Raw genomic sequence first — 25605 nt, forward strand, 5'->3', positions numbered from 1 at the left:
CTGCCCGAAAGGGTGACACCGGTTATCAGCGAGACCCCGCTGGTAGCAGCAGTATTCGGTGGTGCGGTAGTTCAGTCGGTTAGAATACCGGCCTGTCACGCCGGGGGTCGCGGGTTCGAGTCCCGTCCGCACCGCCACCCTCTTTAGGGGCGTAGTTCAATTGGTAGAGCACCGGTCTCCAAAACCGGGTGTTGGGGGTTCGAGTCCCTCCGCCCCTGCCAGAAATAAGAATCCTTTGCTTCGGCAAAGGATTTTTTTTGGTTTTTATTCAGCAGAAAGATCAAAAAGGCCGAAAATATCAGCCTCTTCTCTCTCTTCCTTCCTGAAACCCTAGCGCGCCAGCACTGGAAACTTAAGCAGCTGTCGAATATGCGCCTGCTGGTCGCTGTTTTGCAGCCATACCGCGTATAAAGGACGCACCGCAACGGGCGTATCAGGGATCACCATCAGATCGCTATACAGGCTATGCCAGTAGTCGGGCAAAAATGCGCATGCGCCCGTGGTGTAAAGCAGCTCTCGCGTAACGTGCGCTGAGGTCGTCGTTAACACCGGCACATCGTCGCCACCCGACAGGTAGCTTTCATGCTGATGAAAGTCCGCGCCCCATTCCAGCTTGATGTAATCATACTTTTCTCGCTTTTCTGTTTTGCGCGCACGAAACAGCGCCAGCGAAATATGGCCGATCTGCTGGCTGGTAAGCTCATCCATTTTAGGCGCTTCTGTCGTGACCAGCAGATCCAGCTGTCGTTCGTGCAGCTGCTTGACCAGCAGGTGCCGCTGCGCCACACGCGCCTCAAGATGCAGGCTCTCACGGTTCTCATAAAGGGTCTGCAGCCACGGCGTCAGATAGGCCTCCCATAGCGACGCGCTGGCACCTATCGACAGCTCATGATGCTGCTGCGTATGCGAGACCTCTTTCTTGGCCATCATCCAGGTACTCATCAGGCTTTCCGCATAGGGCAGAAGACGTTCTCCTGCCGACGTCAGCCGTATGTTATTGCGATGACGGGTAAAAAGGTTAACGCCCAGCTGATTTTCCAGCTGACGGATGCGAAAGCTGACGGCGGACTGTGTGAGATAAAGTGCTTCTGCAGCACGCCCGAAATGGCGAGTTCTGCTCACTTCCAGGAAAGTTTTAAGTAATTCCGTATCCACAGCTTTCTCCCAAAAAATGTTTGTCGTATAGATTTAAATGTTTTGTTTTACACTCTGTCAAGCCTATCTAATACTCCGCGCCATTAATAGCTCGGCCATAAGAGAATCAGGAGCGTGTAAGATGGCGGAAAGCTTCTCAACCACAAATCGTTTCTTTGATAACAAACATTATCCGCGCGGTTTCTCGCGGCATGGTGATTTCACCATTAAAGAAGCCCAACTGCTGGAGCGTCATGGTTTTGCTTTTAATGAACTCGATTTAGCAAAGCGTGAGCCGATCACTGAAGAAGAGCGTCTCTTCTTAGAAGTATGTCGTGGTCTGCGTGAGCCGCAAACCGAAGCTGAGCGAGTATGGTCTAAATACACTGCCCGCATTAAGCGTCCTAAGCGTTTTCATACGCTCTCTGGCGGCAAGCCGCAGATGGATACGGTTGAAGATTACAGCGACAGTGATGACTAAGCGGAATGGGGCAATCAGCCCCATTTTTATTCCAGACTGCGGTGCAGATGTATCAGTAACCGATCAATAGTGCGATAACCTAGCGCCTCCTGAAGGTGAATACGTAAAATCCTCTCTTCACCCGCCAGATCGGCAATCGTGCGCGACACCTTTAAAATACGCTGCCACGCCCGTACGGATAAACCTAACTGGTTAAGCACCTCCTCCAGCCACTCAGCATCTTCCCTGGCTATATCACACCACAACCTGATATCGACATTATTCATATGCGCATTGATCTTGCCTGCCCGCGCCATTTGCAATCTACGCGCCTTTATCACGCGCTCGGCGACGCTTGCTGAGCTTTCACCAGCGTCAGGGCGCTTGCTCAGCATTCCGCCCGGTAGCAGCGGAACCTCAATTGACAGGTCGAAGCGATCGAGAAAAGGACCGGAGAGCTTGCTCAGGTAACGCAGCACCTGTTGCGGCGAGCAGCGGTTATGCTGACCCTGATAATGTCCGGTTGGGCTGGGATTCATTGCGGCGATGAGCTGAAAGCGCGCCGGATAGGTTACTTTCGCTCGGGCGCGGGAAATAGCGATTTCGCCCGACTCAAGGGGTTCCCGCAGCGCGTCCAGCGCTCGCCGGTCAAACTCCGGCAGCTCGTCCAGAAACAGCACGCCGTTATGCGCCAGCGAAATCTCGCCAGGGCGAGGTAACGAACCACCGCCAGTCAGCGCATAGATAGACGCGCTGTGGTGAGGCGAACGAAAAGGCCGCTTACGCCACTCTCGCTGTAACGTAACCTTATCCACCAGGCTGGCGATAGCAGCGCACTCCAGCGCCTCTGTGTCGCTGAGCGGCGGCATAATGCCGGGCAGGCGTGTCGCCAGCATAGTTTTGCCTGTGCCGGGAGGCCCAATCAACAGCAGGTTGTGTCCGCCAGCCGCCGTAATCTCCAGCGCGCGACGGCCTTGCTCCTGACCAATGATATCGCTCAGGTCTTCTGCAGTCTGTTGAGCGCCCTCTTGTTGAGCATGCGCGCATGCGAGTTCAGCCTGATTTTGCAGATACGCACAGATCTCCAGCAGATGAGCGGCAACCAGCGTATCGCCATGCTCTATCAGACCGACATCCTGCTCATTCTCTGTAGAGAGGATAAGGCGCCGTCCGGCCCGCATCGCCGCCAGCGCGGCTGGAATCGCGCCCTGAACGCCGCAGAGCGCGCCGTTGAGGGCAAGTTCGCCCACGAACTCATGTTGCGACAGTTTCGCTTCAGGAAGCTGTTCAGACGCCACGAGAATAGCCAGCGCCATTGGCAGATCATAACGTCCGCCCTCTTTAGGCAGATCGGCAGGCGCCAGATTGATGGTGATACGCCTGGCGGGAAAACTGAATCCGCTGTTAATAATGGCGCTGCGTACCCGCTCGCGCGCCTCCTTCACCGTTGTTTCGGGCAACCCGACCAGCGTCAGCGCGGGCAATCCGTTGCTGATATGCGCTTCGATAGTAACCTGCGGCGCTTCTACGCCTATCGCCGCTCGGGTAAAGATTCTGGACAATGTCATAACCGCTCCTTAAGGCGGCGATTATGGCGCGGCTGGGACGAGGTCACGAGCCGGAATAGCTCATCTGTCGAAAGGTGCCGCAATAAAGCGGACAGATTCCCGGCCCGCTGCAATTTTTCTGGAGCCGCTTAGCAAATCGTACGCTTAACTGTTGCGACACGGGCGTGATGAATATTTATCAATCAAAAAATAAAGCTTTAATTACAGTCTGATATCTCATCCTCGCGTTAGGAGGCATAAAAAAATCAGATGGAAAAAGTTGTCATCCAACCCATAACTGTGATAACTCTGTAGGTATTACTTCGAACAAACGAAAAAACAGACAACAGATGAAAGCCCTTCTACAAGTGATTAGCCTAGTCGTGATTAGCGTGGTGGTGATTATTAACCCACCGTGCGGGGCTGCGCTTGCAGGAAGAAAGGCTTAGAAATCAAGGCCGGAATTCGAAAAACCCCCGCACCGAAAGGTCCGGGGGTTTTTTTTGACCGGAGTAAATATCAGCTAATTACCGAGGAGCAAACAATGAGCAGTAGCATAAAATTCTGTTGTTCCCCTAAGGATACAGGAGAATAACCATGACAGGTGCACAGTGGGTAGTTCAGGCTTTACGCGCGCAGGGTGTCGACACAGTATTTGGCTATCCTGGCGGCGCCATCATGCCAGTGTACGATGCGCTCTACGATGGCGGCGTGGAACACCTACTGTGTCGTCATGAACAAGGCGCAGTGGTTGCGGCGATTGGCTATGCCCGCGCAACCGGCAAAACCGGCGTCTGCATTGCCACATCTGGCCCTGGCGCGACCAATTTAATCACTGGCCTGGCCGATGCGATGATGGATTCAGTGCCGGTAGTCGCGATCACCGGACAGGTCTCTTCGGCGTTTATCGGCACTGACGCCTTTCAGGAGATCGACGTATTAGGCTTGTCGCTGGCCTGCACCAAACACAGCTTTCTGGTTGAGTCGCTGGATGATTTGCCTTCCGTCATGGCGGAAGCGTTCGCCATCGCTCAGTCAGGCCGCCCTGGCCCGGTACTGGTTGATATTCCTAAAGATATTCAAATTGCCAGCGGTGAGCTGACGCCGCATCTGCTGCAGGTCGAAGAGCCAGCTTCGCATTCACCGCAGCATATCGAAGAGGCGCGCGCGCTGATGGCGCGGTCGCACAAGCCAATGCTCTATATCGGCGGCGGTGTGGGTATGGCGCAGGCCGTTCCCGCGCTGCGCGCCATGGCGCAGGAGACCGGCATTCCCATGGTCGCCACGCTGAAAGGTCTCGGCAGCGCATACAGCGAAAGCGATGTCTACCTCGGCATGCTGGGCATGCACGGCACCAAGGCCGCGAATCTCGCGGTTCAGTCCTGCGATTTGCTGATTGCCGTCGGCGCGCGTTTTGACGACCGCGTAACCGGCAAGCTCGACACCTTCGCGCCGCATGCCAGCGTGATCCATATCGATATCGACCCGGCCGAGCTGAATAAACTGCGTCGCGCGCACGTCTCGCTGCAGGGCGATCTGAATCAGGTACTGCCCGCGCTGAGCATGCCGTTGCAGATCGAGGCCTGGCGCGAAGAGGTGAAGGCGATGAAAGCGGCGTTCAGCTGGCCCTATGACCATCCCGGCGAGGCGATCTATGCGCCGCTGCTGCTGAAGCAGCTCTCCGATCGCAAGCCGGAAAGCGCCGTCATCACCACTGACGTCGGCCAGCATCAGATGTGGGCCGCGCAGCATATGGACTTCAGCGCGCCGGAGAATTTCATCACCTCGAGCGGCCTTGGCACTATGGGCTTCGGCCTGCCGGCTGCGGTAGGCGCCCAGGTCGCCCGCCCCGATGACACCGTGATCTGCGTAACCGGTGACGGCTCCATCATGATGAATATTCAGGAGCTGGGCACCATTAAACGTAAAAAATTGCCGGTGAAAATTCTGCTGCTGGATAACCAGCGCCTCGGCATGGTGCGCCAGTGGCAACAGCTCTTTTTCGACGGTCGCTATAGCGAAACTATTCTCACCGACAATCCCGATTTTCTGACGCTGGCCAGCGCGTTTGATATCCCAGGCCAGCGTATTAGCCGTAAAGATGAGGTCGACGCCGCACTTGATGCTCTGCTGAACAGCGAAGGTTCTTACTTCCTGCATGTTGCGATTGATGAGCATGAAAACGTCTGGCCACTGGTGCCGCCTGGTGCCAGCAATGCAAACATGATGGAGAAAACCGTATGAACCAGCACCAATTGTCTATCGAAGCTCGCTTCCGCCCTGAAATATTGGAGCGCATTTTACGCGTCGTCCGCCATCGCGGTTTTCAGGTCTGCGCCATGAATATGGGCGCAGTGGCTAACAGCGAAAACATCAATATCGAAATGACCGTTGCCAGTCAGCGCTCCGTCGATTTACTGTCTTCGCAGTTAAGCAAACTGATGGATGTCGCTTGCGTCCAGATCCAACAACATGCAACACAACAAATCCACGCCTGTTCGTGAAAGGAAAATAAGAATGAGTACCAAGAAAGCAGACTTTATTTGGTTCAATGGGGAGATGGTTAAATGGGAAGACGCCAAGGTCAGCGTCATGTCTCATGCGCTGCACTATGGTACTTCTGTGTTTGAAGGCGTGCGCTGCTACGACTCGCACAAAGGCCCGGTGGTGTTCCGTCACCGTGAACACATGCAGCGTCTGCACGACTCAGCCAAAATTTACCGTTTCCCGCTGAAGTACAGCGTAGAAGAGCTGATGGAAGCGACCCGTAAAGTCCTGCGCGACAATAATCTGAAAAGCGCCTATATCCGTCCGCTGGCCTTTGTCGGCGACGTCGGCCTGGGCGTGAACCCGCCAGACGGCTACACCACCGACGTCATCATCGCCGCCTTCCCGTGGGGCGCGTATCTGGGCGCCGAAGCGCTGGAGAACGGCATCAACGCGATGGTCTCCTCATGGAACCGCGTTGCGCCGAACACCCTGCCGACCGCAGCGAAAGCGGGCGGCAACTATCTCTCTTCTCTGCTGGTGGGCAGCGAAGCGCGTCGTCACGGTTATCAGGAAGGCATCGCGCTGGACACCAACGGCTATATCTCTGAAGGCGCGGGCGAAAACCTGTTTGAAGTGAAAGACGGCATTCTGTTTACCCCGCCGTTTACCTCATCTGCACTGCCGGGCATCACGCGCGACGCCATTATTAAGCTGGCGCAGGATCTGGGTATCGAAGTGCGCGAGCAGGTGCTGTCCCGCGAATCACTTTACCTGGCAGACGAGATCTTTATGTCCGGCACCGCCGCGGAGATCACGCCGGTGCGCAGCGTTGACGGCATCCAGGTGGGCGAGGGCAAACGCGGTCCGGTGACCACCCAAATCCAGAAAGCCTTCTTCGGCCTGTTTACTGGCGAAACCGAAGATAAATACGGCTGGCTGGATCAGGTTAACGCATAACAAGACAGTAACGCGGGCGCAGCAGTGCCCGCGTCATTTTTCAGACTGGAGTAAACAGAGCATGCCTAAGTACCGTTCCGCCACTACCACTCACGGCCGCAATATGGCGGGTGCCCGCGCCTTGTGGCGCGCGACAGGAATGACCGACGCCGACTTCGGCAAACCGATTATCGCCGTGGTCAACTCATTCACCCAGTTCGTGCCGGGCCATGTCCATCTGCGCGATCTCGGCAAGCTGGTCGCCGAGCAGATTGAAGCGGCGGGCGGCGTGGCTAAAGAGTTCAACACCATTGCGGTGGATGACGGTATCGCCATGGGCCATGGCGGCATGCTCTATTCGCTGCCGTCGCGCGAGCTGATCGCCGACTCAGTGGAATATATGGTTAACGCGCACTGCGCCGACGCCATGGTCTGCATCTCCAACTGCGACAAAATCACGCCGGGGATGCTGATGGCGTCGCTGCGCCTCAATATTCCGGTCATCTTCGTTTCCGGCGGCCCAATGGAAGCGGGGAAAACCAAACTTTCCGATAAAATCATCAAGCTCGATCTGGTCGATGCGATGATTCAGGGCGCGAACCCGAACGTCAGCGATGCCGACAGCGAGCAGATTGAACGTTCCGCCTGCCCAACCTGCGGCTCCTGTTCCGGCATGTTCACCGCCAACTCCATGAACTGCCTGACCGAAGCGCTGGGCCTGTCGCAGCCGGGTAACGGCTCGCTGCTGGCGACCCACGCCGACCGCAAGGATCTCTTTATCAATGCCGGCAAACGCATCGTTAACCTGACCAAACAGTATTACGAGCAGGATGATGCGCGCGTACTGCCGCGCAATATCGCTAACAAAGCCGCGTTCGAAAACGCCATGACGCTTGATATCGCCATGGGTGGTTCTACCAACACCGTTCTGCACCTGCTGGCCGCCGCGCAGGAAGGCGACATCGACTTCAATATCTCCGACATCGATCGTCTGTCGCGCAAAGTGCCGCATCTGTGCAAAGTCGCGCCGAGCACGCAGAAATACCATATGGAAGATGTGCACCGCGCCGGTGGCGTAATCGGCATTCTCGGCGAGCTGGATCGCGCTGGTCTGCTGCATACCGACGTGCGCAACGTGCTGGGCCTGAATCTGCGCGAAACGCTGGATCAGTACGACATCATGCTGACCCAGGACGAGGCGGTGAAAAAAATGTTCCGCGCCGGTCCGGCGGGCATTCGCACGACGCAGGCTTTCTCGCAGGATTGCCGCTGGGATACGCTGGATAACGATCGCCAGGAGGGCTGTATCCGCACGCGCGAATACGCTTTCTCGCAGGATGGCGGCCTGGCGGTGCTCTACGGCAATCTGGCCGAAGATGGCTGCATCGTAAAAACGGCTGGCGTGGACAAAGAGATCCTCACCTTTAAAGGCCCGGCTAAAGTCTACGAAAGTCAGGATGATGCGGTTGAGGCGATCCTCGGCGGCAAAGTGGTCGCGGGCGACGTCGTGGTGATCCGCTACGAAGGGCCGAAAGGCGGGCCGGGCATGCAGGAGATGCTCTATCCGACCACCTATCTGAAATCGATGGGCCTCGGCAAAAGCTGCGCGCTGATCACCGACGGTCGCTTCTCCGGCGGTACCTCTGGCCTGTCGATCGGCCACGCCTCGCCGGAAGCAGCCAGCGGCGGTACGATCGCGCTGGTTAAAGATGGCGACATCATCGAAATCGATATCCCGAACCGCGGTATTAAGCTGGCAGTGCCGGATAACGAACTGCATGCGCGCCGCGAAGAGGAAGAAGCGCGTGGCGATGCGGCCTACACGCCGCACGGTCGCGAGCGTCAGGTTTCATTCGCGCTGCGCGCCTACGCATCCCTCGCCACCAGCGCCGACAAGGGCGCGGTGCGAGACAAGAGTAAGCTGGGAGGCTAACCGATGGCTGAGGCTCAACCGCTACCTGCGTCGCCCTGCGGCGCGGAATATTTGCGCGCAGTGCTGCGCTCGCCCGTGTATGAAGTCGCACAGGTGACGCCGCTGCAAAAAATGGAAAAAATTTCATCGCGTCTCGGCAACACCATTCTGGTGAAGCGCGAGGATCGTCAGCCGGTGCACAGCTTCAAGCTGCGCGGCGCCTACGCGATGATCGCCGGACTGAACGAAGAGCAGAAAGCGCGCGGCGTGGTGACGGCATCGGCCGGCAACCATGCGCAGGGCGTGGCGCTCTCCGCCAGCCGGCTCGGCATTAAATCGCTGATTGTGATGCCGGTGACCACGGCGGACATCAAGGTTGATGCGGTGCGCGCATTTGGCGGTGAGGCTTATCTCTACGGCGCTAACTTCGACGAGGCGAAAGCCAAAGCGATCGAGCTGGCGGAGCAGCAGGGCTACACCTTCGTGCCACCGTTTGACCATCCGGCGGTGATCGCTGGTCAGGGCACGCTGGCGATGGAGCTGCTGCAGCAGGATGCGCATCTCGATCGCGTCTTTGTGCCGGTCGGCGGCGGCGGCCTGGCGGCGGGCGTGGCGGTGCTGATCAAACAGCTGATGCCGCAAATCAAGGTTATCGCGGTGGAGTCGCAAGACTCCGCCTGCCTGAAAGCGGCGCTGGAGGCTGGCGAGCCGGTGGATCTGCCGCGCGTCGGGCTGTTTGCCGAAGGCGTGGCGGTTAAGCGCATCGGTAACGAAACCTTCCGCCTGTGTCAGGAGTATCTCGACGACATCATTACCGTCGACAGCGATGCTATCTGCGCGGCGATGAAAGATCTGTTTGAAGATGTACGTGCGGTCGCGGAGCCTTCAGGCGCGCTGGCGCTGGCGGGCATGAAGAAATATATCCAGCAGCACAACATCAAAGGTGAACGTCTGGCCCATATTCTTTCGGGCGCCAACGTTAACTTCCACGGCCTGCGCTACGTTTCCGAGCGCTGTGAGCTGGGCGAGCAGCGTGAAGCGCTGCTGGCGGTCACCATCCCCGAACAACAGGGCAGCTTCCTGAAGTTCTGCCAGACGCTGGGCGGTCGTGCGGTCACCGAGTTCAACTACCGCTACGCCGATGCCGATAACGCCTGCATCTTCGTTGGCGTGCGCTTAACGCGCGGGTTAGAGGAGCGCAGCGAGATTATCAGCCAGCTGACGCAGGGCGGTTATCAGGTTATGGATCTCTCTGACGACGAGATGGCGAAGCTGCACGTGCGCTATATGGTGGGCGGACGTCCGTCGAAGCCGCTGCGCGAACGCCTCTACAGCTTTGAATTTCCGGAAGCGCCCGGCGCGCTGCTGAAGTTCCTGCAAACGCTCGGCACGCACTGGAATATTTCACTGTTCCACTATCGCAGCCACGGCACCGATTACGGCCGCGTGCTGGCAGCCTTTGAAATCGGCGACAATGAGCCACGCTTTGAATCGCATCTGACCGAGCTGGGTTATGAATGCCACGATGAGGCCAATAACCCGGCGTTCCGCTTCTTCCTCGCCGGTCAGTAATTACAGCAGGTGCCAGAAGGCATGAATCAGCGGCTCCCCGAGCCGCTTTTTTTGTACGCATACGCCCAGCTCCAGCGGCGCCACCGACTCCACATTCTCCAGCGTCAGCACGCGATTGCGCACCGGCTCCGGGCTGTTCTCCAGCACCACGTCCGGCAGCAGCGCGATGCCGCAGCCGAGCGCCACCATCGAGACAATCGCTTCATGCCCGGAGACAGTGGCGTAAATTTGCGGATTCGGGATGCGGTGGCGGCGAAACCAGAGATCGATGCCGCGCCGCGCAGGCCCTTGATCGGGCAGGATAAAGGGGATTTTCGCCCAGTCGGGCGACTCCTGCGTCGCCTGGCTGCGCACCGGACAGGGCAGCGCCGGGGCGATTAAGACCAGCGGGATCAGGCCCAGCGGCGTAAAATCGATGCTGGCAGGCAGCGACTCAGGACGCCCGGCGATCGCCAGATCCGCCTCACCGGACTGCACCATTTCAATGGCGTCCGCGGCGTCGCCGGTTGTCAGCTTGATCTCCACCTGCGGATGCTCGGCGCGAAAGCGATCCAGAATCGGCGGCAGATGGCTGTAGGCGGCCGTCACCGAACAGAACAGGCGGAGTTCGCCGCTCAGCGACGGCCCGTTGAGATCCATGACGTGGCGCAGCTGCTGATACTGCAGCAGGGTCTGCTGCGCGAACTGGCGCAGACGTTCACCCGCTTCGGTCAGGGTAACGGTGCGGTTATCGCGCAGAAACAGCGCATGCCCTACATCCTCTTCGAGACGCTGGATCTGACGCGAAAGCGTTGACGGGCTGACGTGCATAGCGCGCGCAGTACGGCCAAAGTGGCAGCTTTCGGCCAGATGAAGAAACAGCTTCAGATCGCGTAAATCCATACGGCTTAACCTCTCGCGTAGCGTTGCAAATCCTGCAATGTGGCCTTGCTAATATATCAATTTAAGCAACAGATTTCCTGTCATATGATGGGGTCATTCGCGGCGCTGCAGTCAGCAGCCGCTACCAGACAAAAACAAACACAACATCTGACCGGAGTGCCCATGGCTAACTACTTCAACACACTGAATCTGCGCAACCAGTTAGCGCAGTTAGGCAAATGTCGCTTTATGGCGCGCGATGAATTCGCCGATGGCGCCAGCTTCCTGAAAGGGAAAAAAGTGGTCATCGTGGGATGTGGCGCACAGGGCCTTAACCAGGGCCTGAACATGCGTGATTCCGGTCTGGACGTCTCTTATGCGCTGCGTGCCGAAGCGATCGCCGAGAAGCGCGCTTCCTGGCGCAAGGCTACCGAGAACGGTTTTAAAGTGGGCACCTATGAAGAGCTGATCCCGCAGGCCGATCTGGTGGTTAACCTGACGCCAGACAAACAGCACTCAGCTGTAGTGCAGGCCGTACAGCCGCTGATGAAAGAGGGCGCGGCGCTGGGCTACTCACACGGCTTTAATATCGTTGAAGTGGGCGAAACCATTCGTAAAGACATTACCGTCGTGATGGTTGCGCCGAAATGTCCGGGCACCGAAGTGCGTGAAGAGTACAAGCGCGGTTTTGGCGTACCGACCCTGATCGCCGTTCATCCGGAAAACGATCCGAAAGGCGAAGGCATGGCGATCGCCAAAGCCTGGGCGGCAGCAACCGGTGGCGACCGCGCGGGCGTGCTGGAATCTTCTTTCGTTGCAGAAGTGAAGTCTGACCTGATGGGCGAACAGACAATTCTGTGCGGCATGCTGCAGGCTGGTTCGCTGCTCTGCTTCGACAAGCTGGTGGCGGAAGGTCACGATCCGGCTTACACCGAAAAACTCATTCAGTTCGGCTGGGAAACCATTACCGAATCACTGAAGTTTGGCGGCATTACGCTGATGATGGATCGCCTCTCTAACCCGGCTAAACTGCGCGCTTACGCGCTGTCAGAGCAGCTGAAAGAGATTATGGCGCCGCTGTTCCAGAAGCATATGGACGATATCATCTCCGGCGAGTTCTCATCCGGCATGATGGCTGACTGGGCCAACGACGACAAAAACCTGCTGACCTGGCGTGAAGAGACCGGCAAAACCGCGTTTGAAACCGCGCCGCAGTTCGAAGGCAAAATCGAAGAGCAGGAGTACTATGATAAAGGCGTTCTGATGGTAGCGATGGTTAAAGCGGGCGTTGAGCTGGCGTTTGAAACCATGGTTGACGCGGGCATTATCGAAGAGTCTGCTTACTATGAATCACTGCACGAGCTGCCGCTGATCGCCAACACCATCGCGCGTAAGCGTCTGTATGAAATGAACGTGGTTATCTCCGATACCGCAGAGTACGGCAACTATCTCTTCTCCTTCGCTGCGGTGCCGCTGCTGAAAGAGTTTATGACTACGCTGCAGCCGGGCGACCTGGGCAAAGCAATCGAAGGCACGCAGGTTGATAACGCGCAGCTGCGCGACGTTAACGAAGCGATTCGTCAGCATCCGATCGAAGCGGTGGGCCGTAAACTGCGCGGCTACATGACCGACATGAAGCGTATCGCGGTCGCGGGCTAATTCACGCTCCCACACTTTTCAGCACAGAAAAACCCCGGCTTGCCGGGGTTTTTCACATCAGGCGTTTATGCCTTTCATGCCCTCTTCTGAATAGCGCTCGCCTTGCACCTGAATGCGCTGGCGGAGATCGTTCAGCAGCCTGACGTCCGCCTCGTCCAGCACCACCTCCGCCGCCATTGCGTTTTCGACCAGGTACTGAACGTGTTTAGTGCCCGGGATCGGCACCAGTTTGTCGTACTGCGCCAGCAGCCAGGCGAGCGCAATCTGACCTGGCGTACAGCGGTACTTCTCTGCCAGCGGGCGCACTGCGTTCAGCAAGGCGGCATTGTGATCGAGACTGGCCTGCTGGAAGCGCGCGCTGTTTTTGCGGAAGTCTCCCTCCGCGAAATCGCTGTTGCGGAGATATTTGCCGGTGAGGAAACCGCGGCCCAGCGGCGAATAGGCGACCAGCCCAATATCCAGCGCTTTAACCGCTGGCAGGATCTCCTCCTCAATGTCGCGCGTCCACAGCGAATACTCCGTTTGCAGGGCGGTAACAGGATGAACGGCGTGCGCGCGGCGTAAGGTTGCGGCTGAGACTTCGCACAGCCCGATATGCTCTATTTTTCCCTCGTTTACCAGGCGGCTCAGGCAGGCCATGCTCTCTTCGATGGGCGTATCCTGACTTATGCGGTGAAGATAAAAGAGATCGATACGCTCAACGCCAAGCCGCTTAAGGGAGTCGTGGCAGCAGCGCGTAATATAGTCAGGCCGGTTATTGATGGTGCGGCTATAAGCCTCATCGGGCGCGCGTTCTATGCCGCATTTGGTGGCGATCTTAAACCTGTTTCGCGTGGCGCTATCCAGCCCGGCCAGAAAACGCCCTGTGAGCTTTTCATTGTGTCCGCGGCCATACTGGTCCGCCGTATCAATAAAGGTCTGGTCCAGCTCGACGAGTTTATGCAAAAGCTGTAGCGACTGCGCATCATCCGTAGCGCCATAGAATTCACTAAGCCCCATCGCGCCATAGCCGATAGCGCTGACCTCAAAATCTTTTGCTAAGTAACGCGTTTTCATAATCCCTCCTGTTGTCCTGACCTGATTCTTTCACCAGGCGCAGCAGCAGGGAATTGCCCTTTTTGTGATGCGGAAAAGGTATCAGCAAGGCGGGGAGGGATCGCTGGCGCTCAGGATGTCCAGCGCCTGCAGAAGCGGTAAACGCTCGTCAGAACGGCGCGTCGCGGCATAGATATCGATATTCAACTGCTGCGCCTGATCCTCGGACAGCGCGCGGTAGCACAACCCTTCCTGGCTAAAAACGCATTTTGACTGAGGCAGCAGGGCAAACCCTTTACCGCGGGCGATATGCGCCAGCATCGTCAGCGAATCTTCCGGCTCTTTGCGCTTTTTCAGCGGCGTTTTCAGCTTAGCGAAAGCTTTTTCACACTTATCGTAGAAGGAGGGGTTGGCGCTTCTGGAAAACCAGAACAGCGGCAGATCGCTGACGTCATTCAGCGAAACCTTCTCCTGCTGGCTGGCGGGATGCGTCGCCGGCAGAGCGATAGACAGCGGCTCGCGGCAGAGCCAGTGATAGCGCACGCTCTCCTGATGATTTGCGCCTTTTTCTCCGGTCAGCACGATATCCAGCGTATTTTGCGTCAGGCACTGCAATAGCTGGGCTGAGGAGAGATCGGGAGAATCAATTTCATCGCCGACATCCAGCTGCGTCAGTCGCGCTCCGACAGGCTGTATGCGCGTAAAGTCCAGCGTTTGGGTGAGGCCGATACGCAGACGATCCTGACAGGAAAGGGAGTCGGCGCTGAGAGCGTTAAGCGCCTCAAGAATTTTCTCCGCTCTGACAACCAGCACGCGTCCAGCCTCGGTCAGGCTGACCGCGTGGGTGCTGCGGCTGAACAGCTGCTGGTGGAGCAGAGACTCCAGGCTCTTAATCTGGCGCGTTAGCGGCGGCTGGGTCATGCTGAGGCGTTCGGCGGCCCGGCGAAAGTTAAGTTCATGCGCGACGGCCAGAAAACACTGAAGTTGTTTAACGCTGGGAAGGTTGCTGCTAATCAGGTGAGCTGTTGTCGCCATGGTTCGTTTCCTGCATACCGAAGTCACAGGCACTATAACATGACGATAAACCCGGTCTGAGCCGGGTTTATCTGTTTGTCTTACACCGCTTCGTAGAGCGTCTGATGGCGCGTCTCTTTACAGGCGATCAGCGAAATCAGCGTCAGCGTCGCCATCGCTGCCAGGTAATAACCTACCGCCTGCAAACCGTAGCTAGCGTTCAGCCAGGTAGCGATATAAGGCGCAACCGAGGCGCCGAGAATCGAAGACAGGTTATAGGAGAACGAGGCGCCGGTATAACGCACTTCGGTCGGAAACAGCTCCGGCAGCAGCGCGCCCATCGGGCCAAAGGTCAGCCCCATCACGCTCAGGCCGAGCAGCAGGAAGGCCATCACCAGCGCCTGCGATCCAGAACCCAGCATCGACGGGAAAAGGAAGGCGAAGGCGATAATCATCAGCGTAATGACGATCATGGTTTTACGGCGACCAAAGCGATCCGCCAGCAGACCGGCGATCGGCACCATCACGCCAAAGCCGATAACCGCCACCATCAGCATCCACAGGAAGCTGTTGCGCGTGAAGCCGAGACCCGCAGGCGCAGGCGCAGTGCCGTAGCTCATCGAGTAGACCGTCATAATGTAGAACAGCGTATAGGTCGCCAGCATGATAAAAGTGCCGAGGATGGTCGCCTTCAGATGCTGGCCAAGCAGCGTGCCGATTGGGATGCGCACCTGTTTTTTCTCTTTCTGCACCTTCGCAAATACCGGGCTTTCATGCAGCGAGACGCGCACATAGAGGCCGATAATGACCAGCACCGCCGAGAGGATAAAGGGTACACGCCAGCCCCACTGCATAAACTGCTCGTCGGTCAGCAGCCAGGAGAGCAGCAGAAAGGTGCCGTTGGCGAAGAAGAAGCCGATCGGCGCGCCAAGCTGCGGGAAGGAGCCATAGAGCGCGCGCTTTTTCGCCGGGGCGTTTTCCGTCGCCAGCAGCGCCGCGCCGCCCCATTCACCGCCAAGGCCGAGACCCTGACCAAATCGCGCCAGCGCCAGCAGTAGCGGCGCCGCGACGCCAATTGACTGGTAGCCCGGCAGCAGGCCGATGATCACAGTAGAGACGCCCATGGTCAGCAGCGAAGCTACCAGCGTCGCCTTACGGCCTACGCGATCGCCGAAGTGGCCGAAAAGGGCGGAGCCGATCGGGCGCGCCACAAAGGCGATGGCGAAGGTCGCCAGCGACTGTAGCGTCGCCACGGTGTTATCGCCCTGCGGGAAGAAAATATGTGGAAAAACAATTACCGCCGCCGTGGCGTAGATATAAAAATCGAAGAATTCAATGGCCGTACCGACCAGTGAGGCCACCACGACTTTGCCGCGAGAATTCACTGGCGTATCGTCTTGTGACTTTTTCAGAGGTTCTGTGATGGAGGCTTGCATAACTGTTTCTTAATTGTAAATAGAGACCAGGAATATTACGCACCTGTCATGCTGCATTCAACGGTGATAAACCGCGCCAGAACGGGCTTTTTCGGCGAAAAAGTGAATAATTTGTGTCGAAATGGAATGCGTGGATTAAGGCAGGGAGAAGCCCGACTTTTGCAGCGGGAATCTCTATAAAACGGGTAAATAAAAGTGACCCTTCAGCTATTCATCCTGCTGGTTGCATAATAAATAGCCGAAGGGGAAAATTTTCCGCTGATGTTAACGTTTTGTCACACCCGGCGATGCGAGCCGCGACCCGCTTCCGGCAGTTGCGGATCGTCCTTATATTTAGCCGTGGCGATCCAGGCGGCGCAGAAGAGCGTTAAACGGGCAAAAAAGTAGAAGAACGCCATCAGACCGAGTACGGAGCCAAAGGCTGCGCCGGAGGGCGACGAGGCCAGCTTCGGCAGCGTCATCGTCATAATAAACTTGATTAACTCAAAGCCGATCGCCGCCAGCAGCGTGCCGCGAAACAGCGCTTTTTTACGCGGCTTGTGGCGGGGCAATATCCAGAAAATCCACAGGAAAAGGAGATAGTTCGCCAGAATCGAAATGGCCAGCGCTATCGCCGTCATTGCCGGGCGCAGCCACTCAATATCTGCCAGCCCCAGCGCGTTGACGATAGCCGTCTGCGCCGCCCCGGCGATAGAGGTCAGCGACAGGGTGATCACCAGCGCCAGCATCAGGCCGATCAGTGAGATCAGGTCGCGCAGATACTTTTTCCAGAACTTCTCCTGATCGTCCGGCTTACGCTCCCAGACATCGCGCGACTGAGCGCGCACCGCTTCGCGCAGGTTGCCCATCCAGTTAATGCCGGAGTAGAGCGCCAGCAGCAGACCGGTGATGCCGACGGTCGCGCGCTGCTGGATCGCCGTATTTACCGTATTCTTCAGCGTAGTGGCGAGCGTAGGATCGCTAATGCTGTTAACGATCTTATTGATCAGCTGCGACAGCAGATCCTGGTTTGACGCCAGCACGAAACCCACCGCGGCGAAAGAGACCATCAGGATCGGGATAAGCGACAGGAAAGAGAAGTAGGTAATGGCCGCGCCAAACTGGCTCCCCAGACGATCGTTAAAGCGCTCCAGCGCGCGAATAAAGTGCGCCACCGCCGGAATGGCCTGAAACCAGGCGGCAAAGCGCGATACGCGACGAATCGACCCGTCAACGGTCTTATTGCCGGTCTGAATATCGATCAGCGGTTTGGCTTGTTCGGGATTAGTTGGGTTTTCCTGTTTGTCCGTCATAGACAGTTATCATCCTGCTTAACTTGAAAAGGCAATTATAGCCGCTCAGGTGACATACTCCTGTAGTACCTGACTCAGCCATTCCATAAACACGCGTACGCGACGCGCCACATTGCGCCGGTGAGGGTAGAGCAGCGAAATCGGCATTGGCTTCGCTGGGAAGGCGTGCAGCACCTCTACCAGCTGGCCGGACTCCAGCAGCGGATAGATGCCCATCGCTGGCACCTGAATAATGCCCAGTCCGGCCAGGCAGGCGGCGCGATAGGTTTCGGTGCTGTTGACCGTCACTACGCCGCCGGTCTGCACGTAATGGCACTGTTTGCCGTCGAAATACTCAAAGCCGGGCGAAGGCTGGCCGAGCTGCTGCGTGTAGTGCACCATGGCGTGCGACGACAGCTCCTCCAGCCGCGTCGGCATGCCGAAGCGGGAAAGGTAGCCAGGGCTGGCGCAGTTGATCAAGGTATAGGTGCCGATTTTCCGCGCAATCAGGCCGGAATCCTTTAACTCGCCGACGCGTATAACGCAGTCGAAGCCTTCACGAATAACATCCACCATGCGGTCGCTGCTGCTGAGCTCGATTTCTACGCCGGGGTAGTGCTGTAAAAACTCCGGCAGGCGCGGCAGGATAAAGCCGGTTGCCATCGCGACAGACATATCGACGCGCAGCTTGCCGCTCAGCGTAGCGGGATCGTGCTGGAACAGGCTGTCCATATCCTCGATCATCGACAGCAAATCGAGGCAGCGGTCGTAGTAGACCAGCCCGTCCTGCGTAAGCTGCACGCGGCGCGTGGTGCGATGCAGGAGCCGCGTCCCCATCTGATTTTCCAGCGCCTGTAGCTGGCGCGACACGCTACCTTTCGGCAGGCCTAAGCTCTCCGCCGCGCGGGTAAAACTGCCCATCTCCGCAACCCGCACAAAAACCTGCATTGCGTGAATTTTGTCCATGTTGTTCACCGATTGTTGTTGTAAGTGAAACAGTGCTGCGTATTCCCAAGCGTTTATAGATCAATTATTCGGGAATATCCTGATTTGGTGTTCAATTTTGCAACAGGATCGAAACATGACTCATAAAATTGCATTGATTACAGGCGCGAACCGCGGTTTAGGCAAGAATGCAGCGTTAAAACTGGCTGCAAAGGGCGTCGATATCCTGTTTACCTGGCGCAGCCATAATGAAGAAGCGGAGGCGCTGGTGAAAGAGATCGAGGCGCTCGGCAGCCGCGCAGTCGCGCTAAAGCTGGATGTCGGCGACAGCCGCCAGTTCGACGGCTTTGTCGCGCAGGTCAAAGAGGCGCTGAAAAACAGCTGGCAGCGGGAGCGCTTTGATTACTTAGTCAACAATGCCGGACATGGTCACTATAAGCTATTTAGCGAGACCACAGAGGAGGAGTTCGACGCGCTGGTTAACGTCCATTTTAAAGGCCCCTATTTTCTGACCCAGAAGCTGCTGCCGCTGATCAACGACGGCGGACGGATACTGAATATCTCCAGTGGCCTGACGCGCATCACCTATCCCGGCTCCGGCACCTATGCCGCTATGAAGGGCGCGATGGAAGTGCTGACGCGTTATCAGGCGAAAGAGCTGGGTGAACGCCGCATTCGCGTCAATATCCTGGCGCCGGGCGCCATTGAGACTGACTTCGGCGGCGGGCGCGTGCGCGATAACAAGGAAATCAACGATACCATCGCGGCCTTTACCGCGCTGGGGCGCGTAGGCCAGCCGGATGATATCGGCGACGCCATCAGCGCCATCCTCAGCGACGAAACCGGCTGGATCACGGCGCAGCGCATTGAAGCGTCGGGCGGTCAGGCGCTATAGGTACTGCTTGCAGGCGCGCGGTTGCCCCGCGCGCCTTTGCAATCGAGTGGCGGCACCGGAACCGCAGCGTTGAGGCTACAGCGCGATGGTGCCGTCAATTACCGTAACGGTTTTTCCGCCGACCCAAATCGTGTCGCCCTCGTAGCGCACCGCCACGCGGCCCTCACGCTGAATCGCCGTACCCTGGCGCGTCCGGTAATCCCGCAACTGCCCCTGGGCGGCAAAATAGCGCGCCAGGCAGGCGTTGGCGCTGCCGGTAATGGGATCTTCCGTCAGGCTGCCGTTCTCCACCAGCAGGCCGCGCACCTCATACTGCTCGCTCTCGCCATTCGGCAGCGGGCCGAACGGCATAACGCCGCTAACGCCTGCATGAGCGATAAGGCGCTGCAAATCGCTGACGGCAGGCTGAATCGCCAGCACCGCGTCGGCGCTAATCATCGGGATCAGCAGCCAGCGAATGCCCATATCGACAACGGCGGGCGTTTGCGTGGTATCGAACAGTTCGCAGTTCAGCGCATTGCCCATTAACGCGTCGGTGAAGGGCGTAATGCTCGCCTCTGGCGCGGCAAACGCCAGCGACCCGTCGGCGGCGATGCTGACCGTCACGTTGCCGACGCCGCACTCCTGCACGATCTCACCCGGATTTTTCGTCGGCCAGCCCGCTTCCAGCAGCGCGTGCGCCGTTCCCAGCGTAGGATGACCGGCAAATGGCAGCTCCCCTTCAACGGTAAAGATGCGCACGCGATAGTCAGCCTGCGGATGCTGCGGCGGCAGTACAAAGGTGGTCTCTGACAAATTGGTCCAGCGGGCGATGGCCAGCAGCTGGTCGTCGCTCAGCCCCTGCGCATCCATAATCACCGCCAGCGGATTGCCGTTAAAGGCTGATGAGGTAAAGACATCTACTTGCTTAAAGGCGACGTTCATTACTGCTCCTTTCTCAACAGGGCATTTCCACGCCCGAAATTTGCGTTTATTGCCTGACAGGGTTATCAATATGTTAACAATCCCCGCAGGAGACCATTATGCTGAAAATCCTTGGGCGCGACTCGTCAATCAACGTGCGTAAAGTGCTCTGGCTTTGTGACGAGCTGGATCTCGACTATGAGCACGAGGAGTGGGGCGCAGACCCTGACTCGCTGCGTAAACCGGAATTTCTCGCCCTTAACCCTAACGCCCTGATCCCTGTACTTATTGATGACGACTTCGTCATGTGGGAGTCAAACGCCATCCTGCGCTACCTGGCTAATGCCTATGAAGGCGACTGGCTCTATCCGCAAAATCCGCGCGCCCGCGCGCCGGTCGATCAGTGGATGGACTGGCAGTCCACCGAACTCAATACCTCGTGGCGCTACGCTTTTATGTCGCTGGTGCGCAATTCGCCCGCACATCAGGATCCGCGCCTGCTGGCGGCGGCCTGCAAAGGGTGGGCGCACACTATGGGCATTCTCAACCAGCAGCTGGAGAAAACCGGGCGCTATGTCGCAGGCCGCAACTTTACCCTGGCAGATATCGGCGTCGGGCTGGCGGTAAACCGCTGGTATTAAACCCCGCTGGATCATCCCAGCCTGCCTGCGGTGCGTAACTACTATGAGCGCCTTACCGAACGCCACCCTTACACGGTCTGGGGACGTAACGGCAAACCCTGATCGATCCCAGGCGCCACTCCCGCCAGCTCACAGGCGACAGCGCCGGTGCGCTTCAGCGCCCAGGTATAGCGATCGTCAAAGGGGTAGCAGCAGGAGAGGCGCAACGCATGGTTATAGCGCTCGCTTAGCGAATAGAGCGCGCCAGGCGTGACGCAGATCTGCTCCTGCAGCAGGCGGTGAAACATCGCCACGGTATTAACCTGTTCCGGCAGCTCCACCCAAAAAACAAACCCGCCGCGCGGCAGCGTCGCGCGCGTGCCCTGTGGAAAATGGCGGGCGATCAGGCCGCGCGCCTCATCCATATTGGCGGCATAGCGGCGACGCAGCGTGCGCAGGTGGTGATCGTAACCGCCGTTGGCGAGAAATTCCGCCAGGGTTTCCGACAGCAGCCGGGATTCCGCCATGGAGGAGACCGCTTTCAGACGCGCAATCGCCTCATGGAAACGGCCTGCCGCAATCCAGCCGATACGAAAGTCGGGCGCGACGGTTTTGGTAAAGCTGGTGCAGTAGATCACCCAGCCTTCGCTGTCGAACGACTTCACGGCAGGCGAGAGCGGCCAGTCGAGCTGGAGTTCGTCATACAGCCCGTCTTCCAGTAGAGGAACGTTGTAAGTATTAACTAACTTCGCCAGCCGCTGTTTATTCTGTCGCGACATGCAGCAGCCCAGCGGATTTTGCGCGCTCGGCATAGCGATTAGCGCCTGAATGCGCTTCTCCTGCAGCAGCATCTCCAGCGCGTCGAGCGAAAGCCCGTGTTGTGGATCGGTAGGAATCTCCAGCGCCTTCAGCCCCAGCGACGCCAGCAGCGGAAAAAGAAAGAAGTAGGTCGGCGACTCCAGACCAACGCAGTCGCCCGGCTGGGTCACCGCACGCAGCGCCAGCTGTAGCGCCTCCATACAGCCGTGGGTCAGGGTGATCTCTTCGCTGGTCAGCGACACGCCCGCATGCAGCGCACGACGCGCTATCTCCTCCCGTAAGCGCTCACTACCAGGTGGAAGCGCATAGCGCCCGATCAAATCGGGGTTGCGCCGCAGCAGCGAGGCGGTAATGCGGCTCAGACGCGCCGAGGGATAAAGTTCGCTATCCTGCGGGCAGGCCAGCGAAATATTGACGTAATCGGGATGATTCTGCGCGGCGAACACCTGATCGATCAGGTCGAGCTTTTCGCTGCTCGGATCTTTAATGCGCGCGCGGTGTGCTACAGGTCGCGTCAGGGCGGGCAGTACGCTGCGCACATAGTAGCCGGACTGGGGACGCGCCTCGATCAGGCCGCGGTCTTCCAGCAGCTGCCAGGCGTTCAGTACGGTATTGATGCTGATTTGATGAGTCTGTGCCACCCGGCGAATTGCGGGCAGGCGTTTGCCAGGCTTCAGCGTGCCCTGATGGATCGCCTCAGCGAAACTGTCAGCAAGCTGGTAGTAGAGTGGCTGATCGTCAGAGAAAGCAAGGGACACAAAAGCCTCCACGAGTCATGGGTACAATAGTTAAAATTGCAAACTGTAACCATGACAATAGTGATTTTGTGTCTCTGTTACCAATCCTTTTCACGCTCTAGCATAGAGGCCTGTTTCTTAAACGAGAATGCCGACATGCTCGATCCCTCCTTTTTCAGCTACGTCACCGTTATGTCTATTACGCCCGGCCCGAACAATCTGCTGCTGGCGACCTCCGGGGTTAATTTCGGCCTGCGGCGCACGCTGCCGATGATTTCCGGCGTCCTGCTTGGCTGCCTGCTGCAAACCGCGCTGGCGGTGCTGGCGCTGGAGTGGCTGCTGAGCTGGATGGGCGCCGTCAGAGTGCCGCTGACGGTGGCAGGTTGTGCTTATCTGCTCTGGCTGTCGTGGAAAATCTGGCGCGCGGACGCCCCGGCGCAGCGGGAAAAGGCGCATCCAATGACCATCGCAGGCGCCATCAGCTTTCAGGCGGTAAATCCTAAAGCCTGGCTGATGGCGACTAACGTGGCGCTGCTCTGGAGCGCGCAAAGTGGTCTGCTGCCGGTCATACTCGGCTTCGCGCTGGTGAACCTGCCCTGCATTCTTATCTGGGCGGCGCTGGGCGACCGGCTGGGCCTGCATCTGCAAACGCCGTGGAAGCGTCGTCTCTTCAACAGCGTGATGGCGCTGTCGCTGGTCGCCACGACGTTATGGATGCTGGTGGACGCGCTGCGTTAATCCGGCGCGCCGGAGCCGGTCTGCGACGGCCATTTCCAGTTGCGCACTTCCGGCACGTCTTCGCCATACTCGCGTACGTAGCGATGATGTTCGGCGATGCGCTCCTGCAAATCATCCAGCAACTCCGGATGCCGGTCCGCCAGACCCGGCACGCGCAGAATCGCCTCCTGCGCCAGATGATAGCGGTCCAGCTCGTTAAGCACCGTCATATCGAAAGGCGTGGTGGTGGTGCCTTCTTCATTGAAGCCGCGCACGTGGAAATTACGGTGGTTTTTACGCTGATAGGCGAGGCGATGCACCAGTGTCGGGTAGCCATGGAAGGCGAAAATCACCGGCTTATCGAGGGTGAACAGCGCGTCGAATTCCTCTTCGCTTTTGCCGTGTGGGTGCTGCTCCTGGGTCTGTAGCGCCATCAGATCCACCACATTCACCACGCGAATTCGCAGGTCGGGCAGATAGTCGCGTAGCAGATCCACCGCCGCCAGCGTCTCCAGCGTGGGGACGTCACCCGCGCAGGCCATGACCACATCAGGCTCCTCGCCCTGCGGCGTGGTGCCTGCCCAGCGCCATTCGCCCATTCCCGCTTCGCAGTGCGCAATAGCGCTCTCCATATCCAGCCACTGCGCCGAGGGCTGTTTGCCCGCCACAATCACATTGATGCGGTCCCAGGTGCGCAGGCAGTGATCGCCGACCCACAGCAGCGTATTGGCATCGGGCGGCAGATAGATGCGCACGATATCCGCCTTTTTATTGGCGACGTGATCGATAAAGCCGGGATCCTGATGGCTGTAGCCGTTGTGATCCTGCCGCCAGACATGCGAAGAGAGCAGATAGTTAAGCGAGGAGACCGGCTTGCGCCAGCCGAGCTTGCGCGTCACCTTCAGCCATTTGGCATGCTGATTGAACATCGAATCGACAATATGGATAAAGGCTTCGTAGCAGTTAAACAGGCCGTGTCGGCCAGTCAGCAGATAGCCTTCGAGCCAGCCCTGGCACTGATGTTCGCTAAGGATTTCCATCACGCGACCATCGCGCGCCAGCTGCTCGTCGTAGGGTTTAACCGGCTCCAGCCAGGTGCGGCTGGTGACATCGAAGACCGGCGTCAGGCGGTTCGAGGCGGTTTCATCGGGGCCGAACAGGCGGAAGTTATGCTGATTGCGCGCAAAGATCTCCGCCAGATAGCGGCCAAACTGCTCGGTGGCCTGCGCCAGCTGCGAGCCAGGCTCTTTCACATCAAAGGCGAAGTCGCGAATATCGGGCGTATTAAGCTCGCGGCGCAGTAATCCGCCGTTGGCGTAGGGCGAGGCGCCCATGCGTTTATCGCCCTGCGGTGCCAGCGCGCGTAGCTCAGGTTTCAGGCGACCCTGCTCGTCGAACAGATCGTCCGGCTGATAGCTACGCAGCCACTGTTCCAGAATCTGGCGATGCCCCGCATCTTCGCGGCAGGCCGCCACCGGCACCTGATGGGCGCGCCAGAAATCCTCTACTTTTTTCCCGTCGACTTCCTGCGGGCCAGTCCAGCCTTTGGGACTGCGCAGAATAATCATCGGCCAGCGCGGAATGCCGTCCTGCTCTCCGCCCGTACGCGCCGCCTGCTGGAAAGCGGCGATTTTATCAAAGGCATTTTCCAGCGTGTCGGCCATCTGTTGATGCATCTTCTCTGGTTCATGGCCGCTGACGAACAGCGGTTCATAGCCATACCCGCGGAATAGCTGTTGCAGATCGTCATCGCTGGCGCGACCCAGAATGGTCGGGTTAGCGATTTTATAACCGTTGAGATGCAGGATCGGCAGCACTGCGCCGTCGCGCTGGGGATTGAGAAACTTAATGCCATGCCAGCTTGACGCCAGCGGGCCTGTTTCCGCCTCGCCGTCGCCGATCACGCAGGGCACGATCAGATCCGGATGATCGAAGGCCGCGCCAAACGCGTGCGACAGCGAGTAACCCAGTTCGCCGCCTTCGTTGATCGATCCCGGCGTTTCTGGCGCGGCGTGGCTCGGAATGCCGCCGGGAAAGGAGAACTGCTTGAACAGGCGCTGCATGCCTTCGGCATCGTCGCTGATATGCGGATAAATTTCGCTGTAGCTGCCTTCCAGCCAGGTATTCGCCACCATACCCGGCCCGCCGTGGCCCGGCCCGCAGATATAGATAAGATTCAGGTCGCGCTGGCGAATAATGCGGTTCAGGTGGGCGTAGATAAAATTGAGGCCCGGCGTGGTGCCCCAGTGCCCCAGCAGACGAGGCTTAATATGTTCCGGCTGCAGCGGCTCGCGCAGCAGCGGGTTCGCCATCAGGTAAATTTGCCCGACGGAAAGGTAGTTGGCGGCGCGCCAGTAGCGATCCAGCAGTTGCAACTCACTGGCAGCGGTCGATTGTGACATCGGGCATTCTCCTGGTTAGCGAAACGGTGAAAGGTAAAAGCGTTTCATTAACCCTAATAGAGAATCCACAACTCGACCAGGCGACGGGCAAGGATGCCGGGCGCGCAGAAGCTAACAACGCAAGGAATATTAGCCGACGAGTAAAGCGGCCCGCGCTATAGAGAATATGAAAAAGGAGATCGGGACAGGGATAGCTCTTAGCGATCGGCTGGGCACCGTCGCCGCAAAAAAAAGCCTCGC

The 25605-nt window shown here is 58.1% G+C and carries 21 protein-coding genes, 2 tRNA genes and 1 pseudogene; 13 read left to right on the forward strand and 11 right to left on the reverse strand.

The features are described from left to right. The first annotated feature begins 60 nt into the window (after window positions 1-60). Window positions 61-137 (forward strand) — tRNA-Asp (locus MHZ89_RS16865). A gap of 8 nt (window positions 138-145) precedes the next feature. Continuing rightward, window positions 146-221, forward strand: a tRNA-Trp gene (locus MHZ89_RS16870). Between the two features lie 109 nt (window positions 222-330). On the opposite strand, the gene hdfR is transcribed toward MHZ89_RS16870, so the two are convergent. Continuing rightward, window positions 331-1155: an HTH-type transcriptional regulator HdfR gene (hdfR, locus tag MHZ89_RS16875; protein WP_081136806.1), complete on the reverse strand. Its 825-nt coding sequence runs from the start codon at window positions 1153-1155 to the stop codon at window positions 331-333. 121 nt (window positions 1156-1276) lie between these two features. Between hdfR and MHZ89_RS16880 the strand changes: the two genes are divergently transcribed. Then, window positions 1277-1615, forward strand: coding sequence for a DUF413 domain-containing protein (locus tag MHZ89_RS16880; protein ID WP_120457015.1), 339 nt, complete (start codon window positions 1277-1279; stop codon window positions 1613-1615). Window positions 1616-1641: 26 nt separating this feature from the next. Here MHZ89_RS16880 and MHZ89_RS16885 read toward each other — a convergent pair whose 3' ends face one another. After that, window positions 1642-3162 carry a YifB family Mg chelatase-like AAA ATPase gene (locus MHZ89_RS16885; RefSeq protein ID WP_311783967.1) on the reverse strand — a complete coding sequence of 507 codons (1521 nt, stop codon included), beginning with the start codon at window positions 3160-3162 and terminating at the stop codon, window positions 1642-1644. Window positions 3163-3491: 329 nt separating this feature from the next. Here MHZ89_RS16885 and ilvL point away from each other — a divergent pair, with 329 nt between their 5' ends. The 6 genes from ilvL (at window position 3492) to ilvA (ending at window position 10051) form a co-directional block, all read left to right on the forward strand. Next, window positions 3492-3590, forward strand: a complete 99-nt coding sequence (ilvL, locus tag MHZ89_RS16890; protein WP_120457371.1) for an ilv operon leader peptide — start codon at window positions 3492-3494, stop codon at window positions 3588-3590. 148 nt (window positions 3591-3738) lie between these two features. Beyond that, window positions 3739-5385: an acetolactate synthase 2 catalytic subunit gene (gene ilvG / locus MHZ89_RS16895; RefSeq protein WP_311783968.1), complete on the forward strand. Its 1647-nt coding sequence runs from the start codon at window positions 3739-3741 to the stop codon at window positions 5383-5385. After that, the gene (gene ilvM, locus MHZ89_RS16900; RefSeq protein WP_120457021.1) at window positions 5382-5645 is read left to right on the forward strand and encodes an acetolactate synthase 2 small subunit; all 264 of its coding nucleotides are present in this window, start codon (window positions 5382-5384) and stop codon (window positions 5643-5645) included. Before ilvG ends, ilvM begins: the two co-directional genes overlap by 4 nt. A 13-nt stretch (window positions 5646-5658) precedes the next feature. Further along, the gene (locus MHZ89_RS16905) at window positions 5659-6588 is read left to right on the forward strand and encodes a branched-chain amino acid transaminase (RefSeq protein WP_120457023.1); all 930 of its coding nucleotides are present in this window, start codon (window positions 5659-5661) and stop codon (window positions 6586-6588) included. Window positions 6589-6649: 61 nt separating this feature from the next. Further along, window positions 6650-8500 carry a dihydroxy-acid dehydratase gene (gene ilvD, locus MHZ89_RS16910; RefSeq protein ID WP_311783969.1) on the forward strand — a complete coding sequence of 617 codons (1851 nt, stop codon included), beginning with the start codon at window positions 6650-6652 and terminating at the stop codon, window positions 8498-8500. A 3-nt stretch (window positions 8501-8503) separates the two neighbouring features. Then, window positions 8504-10051 carry a threonine ammonia-lyase, biosynthetic gene (gene ilvA / locus MHZ89_RS16915; RefSeq protein WP_311783970.1) on the forward strand — a complete coding sequence of 516 codons (1548 nt, stop codon included), beginning with the start codon at window positions 8504-8506 and terminating at the stop codon, window positions 10049-10051. Here the strand turns inward: ilvA and ilvY are convergent, their stop codons facing one another. Continuing rightward, window positions 10052-10933, reverse strand: coding sequence for an HTH-type transcriptional activator IlvY (gene ilvY / locus MHZ89_RS16920; protein WP_311783971.1), 882 nt, complete (start codon window positions 10931-10933; stop codon window positions 10052-10054). Between the two features lie 162 nt (window positions 10934-11095). On the opposite strand from ilvY, the gene ilvC reads away from it, so the two are divergent. Continuing rightward, window positions 11096-12571, forward strand: coding sequence for a ketol-acid reductoisomerase (gene ilvC / locus MHZ89_RS16925; RefSeq protein WP_311783972.1), 1476 nt, complete (start codon window positions 11096-11098; stop codon window positions 12569-12571). 57 nt (window positions 12572-12628) lie between these two features. Here ilvC and MHZ89_RS16930 read toward each other — a convergent pair whose 3' ends face one another. From MHZ89_RS16930 to MHZ89_RS16950, 5 genes are all read right to left on the reverse strand, one after another. Continuing rightward, the gene (locus tag MHZ89_RS16930; protein ID WP_311783973.1) at window positions 12629-13627 is read right to left on the reverse strand and encodes an aldo/keto reductase; all 999 of its coding nucleotides are present in this window, start codon (window positions 13625-13627) and stop codon (window positions 12629-12631) included. A gap of 81 nt (window positions 13628-13708) precedes the next feature. Next, window positions 13709-14641 (reverse strand): LysR family transcriptional regulator, encoded by a 933-nt coding sequence (locus MHZ89_RS16935; protein ID WP_311783974.1) that lies wholly within the window; start codon window positions 14639-14641, stop codon window positions 13709-13711. 80 nt (window positions 14642-14721) lie between these two features. After that, window positions 14722-16056 carry an MFS transporter gene (locus MHZ89_RS16940; RefSeq protein WP_311783975.1) on the reverse strand — a complete coding sequence of 445 codons (1335 nt, stop codon included), beginning with the start codon at window positions 16054-16056 and terminating at the stop codon, window positions 14722-14724. A gap of 275 nt (window positions 16057-16331) precedes the next feature. Continuing rightward, window positions 16332-17348 carry an inner membrane protein YhjD gene (gene yhjD, locus MHZ89_RS16945; RefSeq protein WP_311783976.1) on the reverse strand — a complete coding sequence of 339 codons (1017 nt, stop codon included), beginning with the start codon at window positions 17346-17348 and terminating at the stop codon, window positions 16332-16334. 45 nt (window positions 17349-17393) lie between these two features. Then, window positions 17394-18293 carry a LysR family transcriptional regulator gene (locus MHZ89_RS16950; RefSeq protein WP_311783977.1) on the reverse strand — a complete coding sequence of 300 codons (900 nt, stop codon included), beginning with the start codon at window positions 18291-18293 and terminating at the stop codon, window positions 17394-17396. Window positions 18294-18408: 115 nt separating this feature from the next. Between MHZ89_RS16950 and MHZ89_RS16955 the strand changes: the two genes are divergently transcribed. Further along, on the forward strand, window positions 18409-19167 hold the full coding sequence (locus MHZ89_RS16955) for an SDR family oxidoreductase (protein WP_311783978.1): 759 nt from the start codon (window positions 18409-18411) through the stop codon (window positions 19165-19167). A 75-nt stretch (window positions 19168-19242) separates the two neighbouring features. Here the strand turns inward: MHZ89_RS16955 and MHZ89_RS16960 are convergent, their stop codons facing one another. Beyond that, window positions 19243-20091 (reverse strand): PhzF family phenazine biosynthesis protein, encoded by an 849-nt coding sequence (locus tag MHZ89_RS16960; RefSeq protein WP_311783979.1) that lies wholly within the window; start codon window positions 20089-20091, stop codon window positions 19243-19245. Window positions 20092-20189: 98 nt separating this feature from the next. Between MHZ89_RS16960 and MHZ89_RS16965 the strand changes: the two are divergent. Further along, window positions 20190-20813: pseudogene (locus tag MHZ89_RS16965) on the forward strand (glutathione S-transferase family protein). Here MHZ89_RS16965 and MHZ89_RS16970 read toward each other — a convergent pair. Continuing rightward, window positions 20780-22267 carry a PLP-dependent aminotransferase family protein gene (locus MHZ89_RS16970; protein WP_311783980.1) on the reverse strand — a complete coding sequence of 496 codons (1488 nt, stop codon included), beginning with the start codon at window positions 22265-22267 and terminating at the stop codon, window positions 20780-20782. The pseudogene MHZ89_RS16965 and the gene MHZ89_RS16970 sit on opposite strands and share 34 nt — an antisense overlap. A gap of 135 nt (window positions 22268-22402) precedes the next feature. On the opposite strand from MHZ89_RS16970, the gene MHZ89_RS16975 reads away from it, so the two are divergent. Beyond that, window positions 22403-22984 carry a LysE family translocator gene (locus MHZ89_RS16975; RefSeq protein WP_311783981.1) on the forward strand — a complete coding sequence of 194 codons (582 nt, stop codon included), beginning with the start codon at window positions 22403-22405 and terminating at the stop codon, window positions 22982-22984. Here MHZ89_RS16975 and MHZ89_RS16980 read toward each other — a convergent pair. Continuing rightward, window positions 22981-25365, reverse strand: coding sequence for a phosphoketolase family protein (locus MHZ89_RS16980; protein WP_311783982.1), 2385 nt, complete (start codon window positions 25363-25365; stop codon window positions 22981-22983). The genes MHZ89_RS16975 and MHZ89_RS16980 overlap by 4 nt on opposite strands. Window positions 25366-25605: the final 240 nt, after the last annotated feature.

The organism is Pantoea sp. ACRSB (assembly GCF_022346905.1).
Taxonomy (GTDB): Bacteria; Pseudomonadota; Gammaproteobacteria; order Enterobacterales; family Enterobacteriaceae; genus Pantoea; species Pantoea piersonii.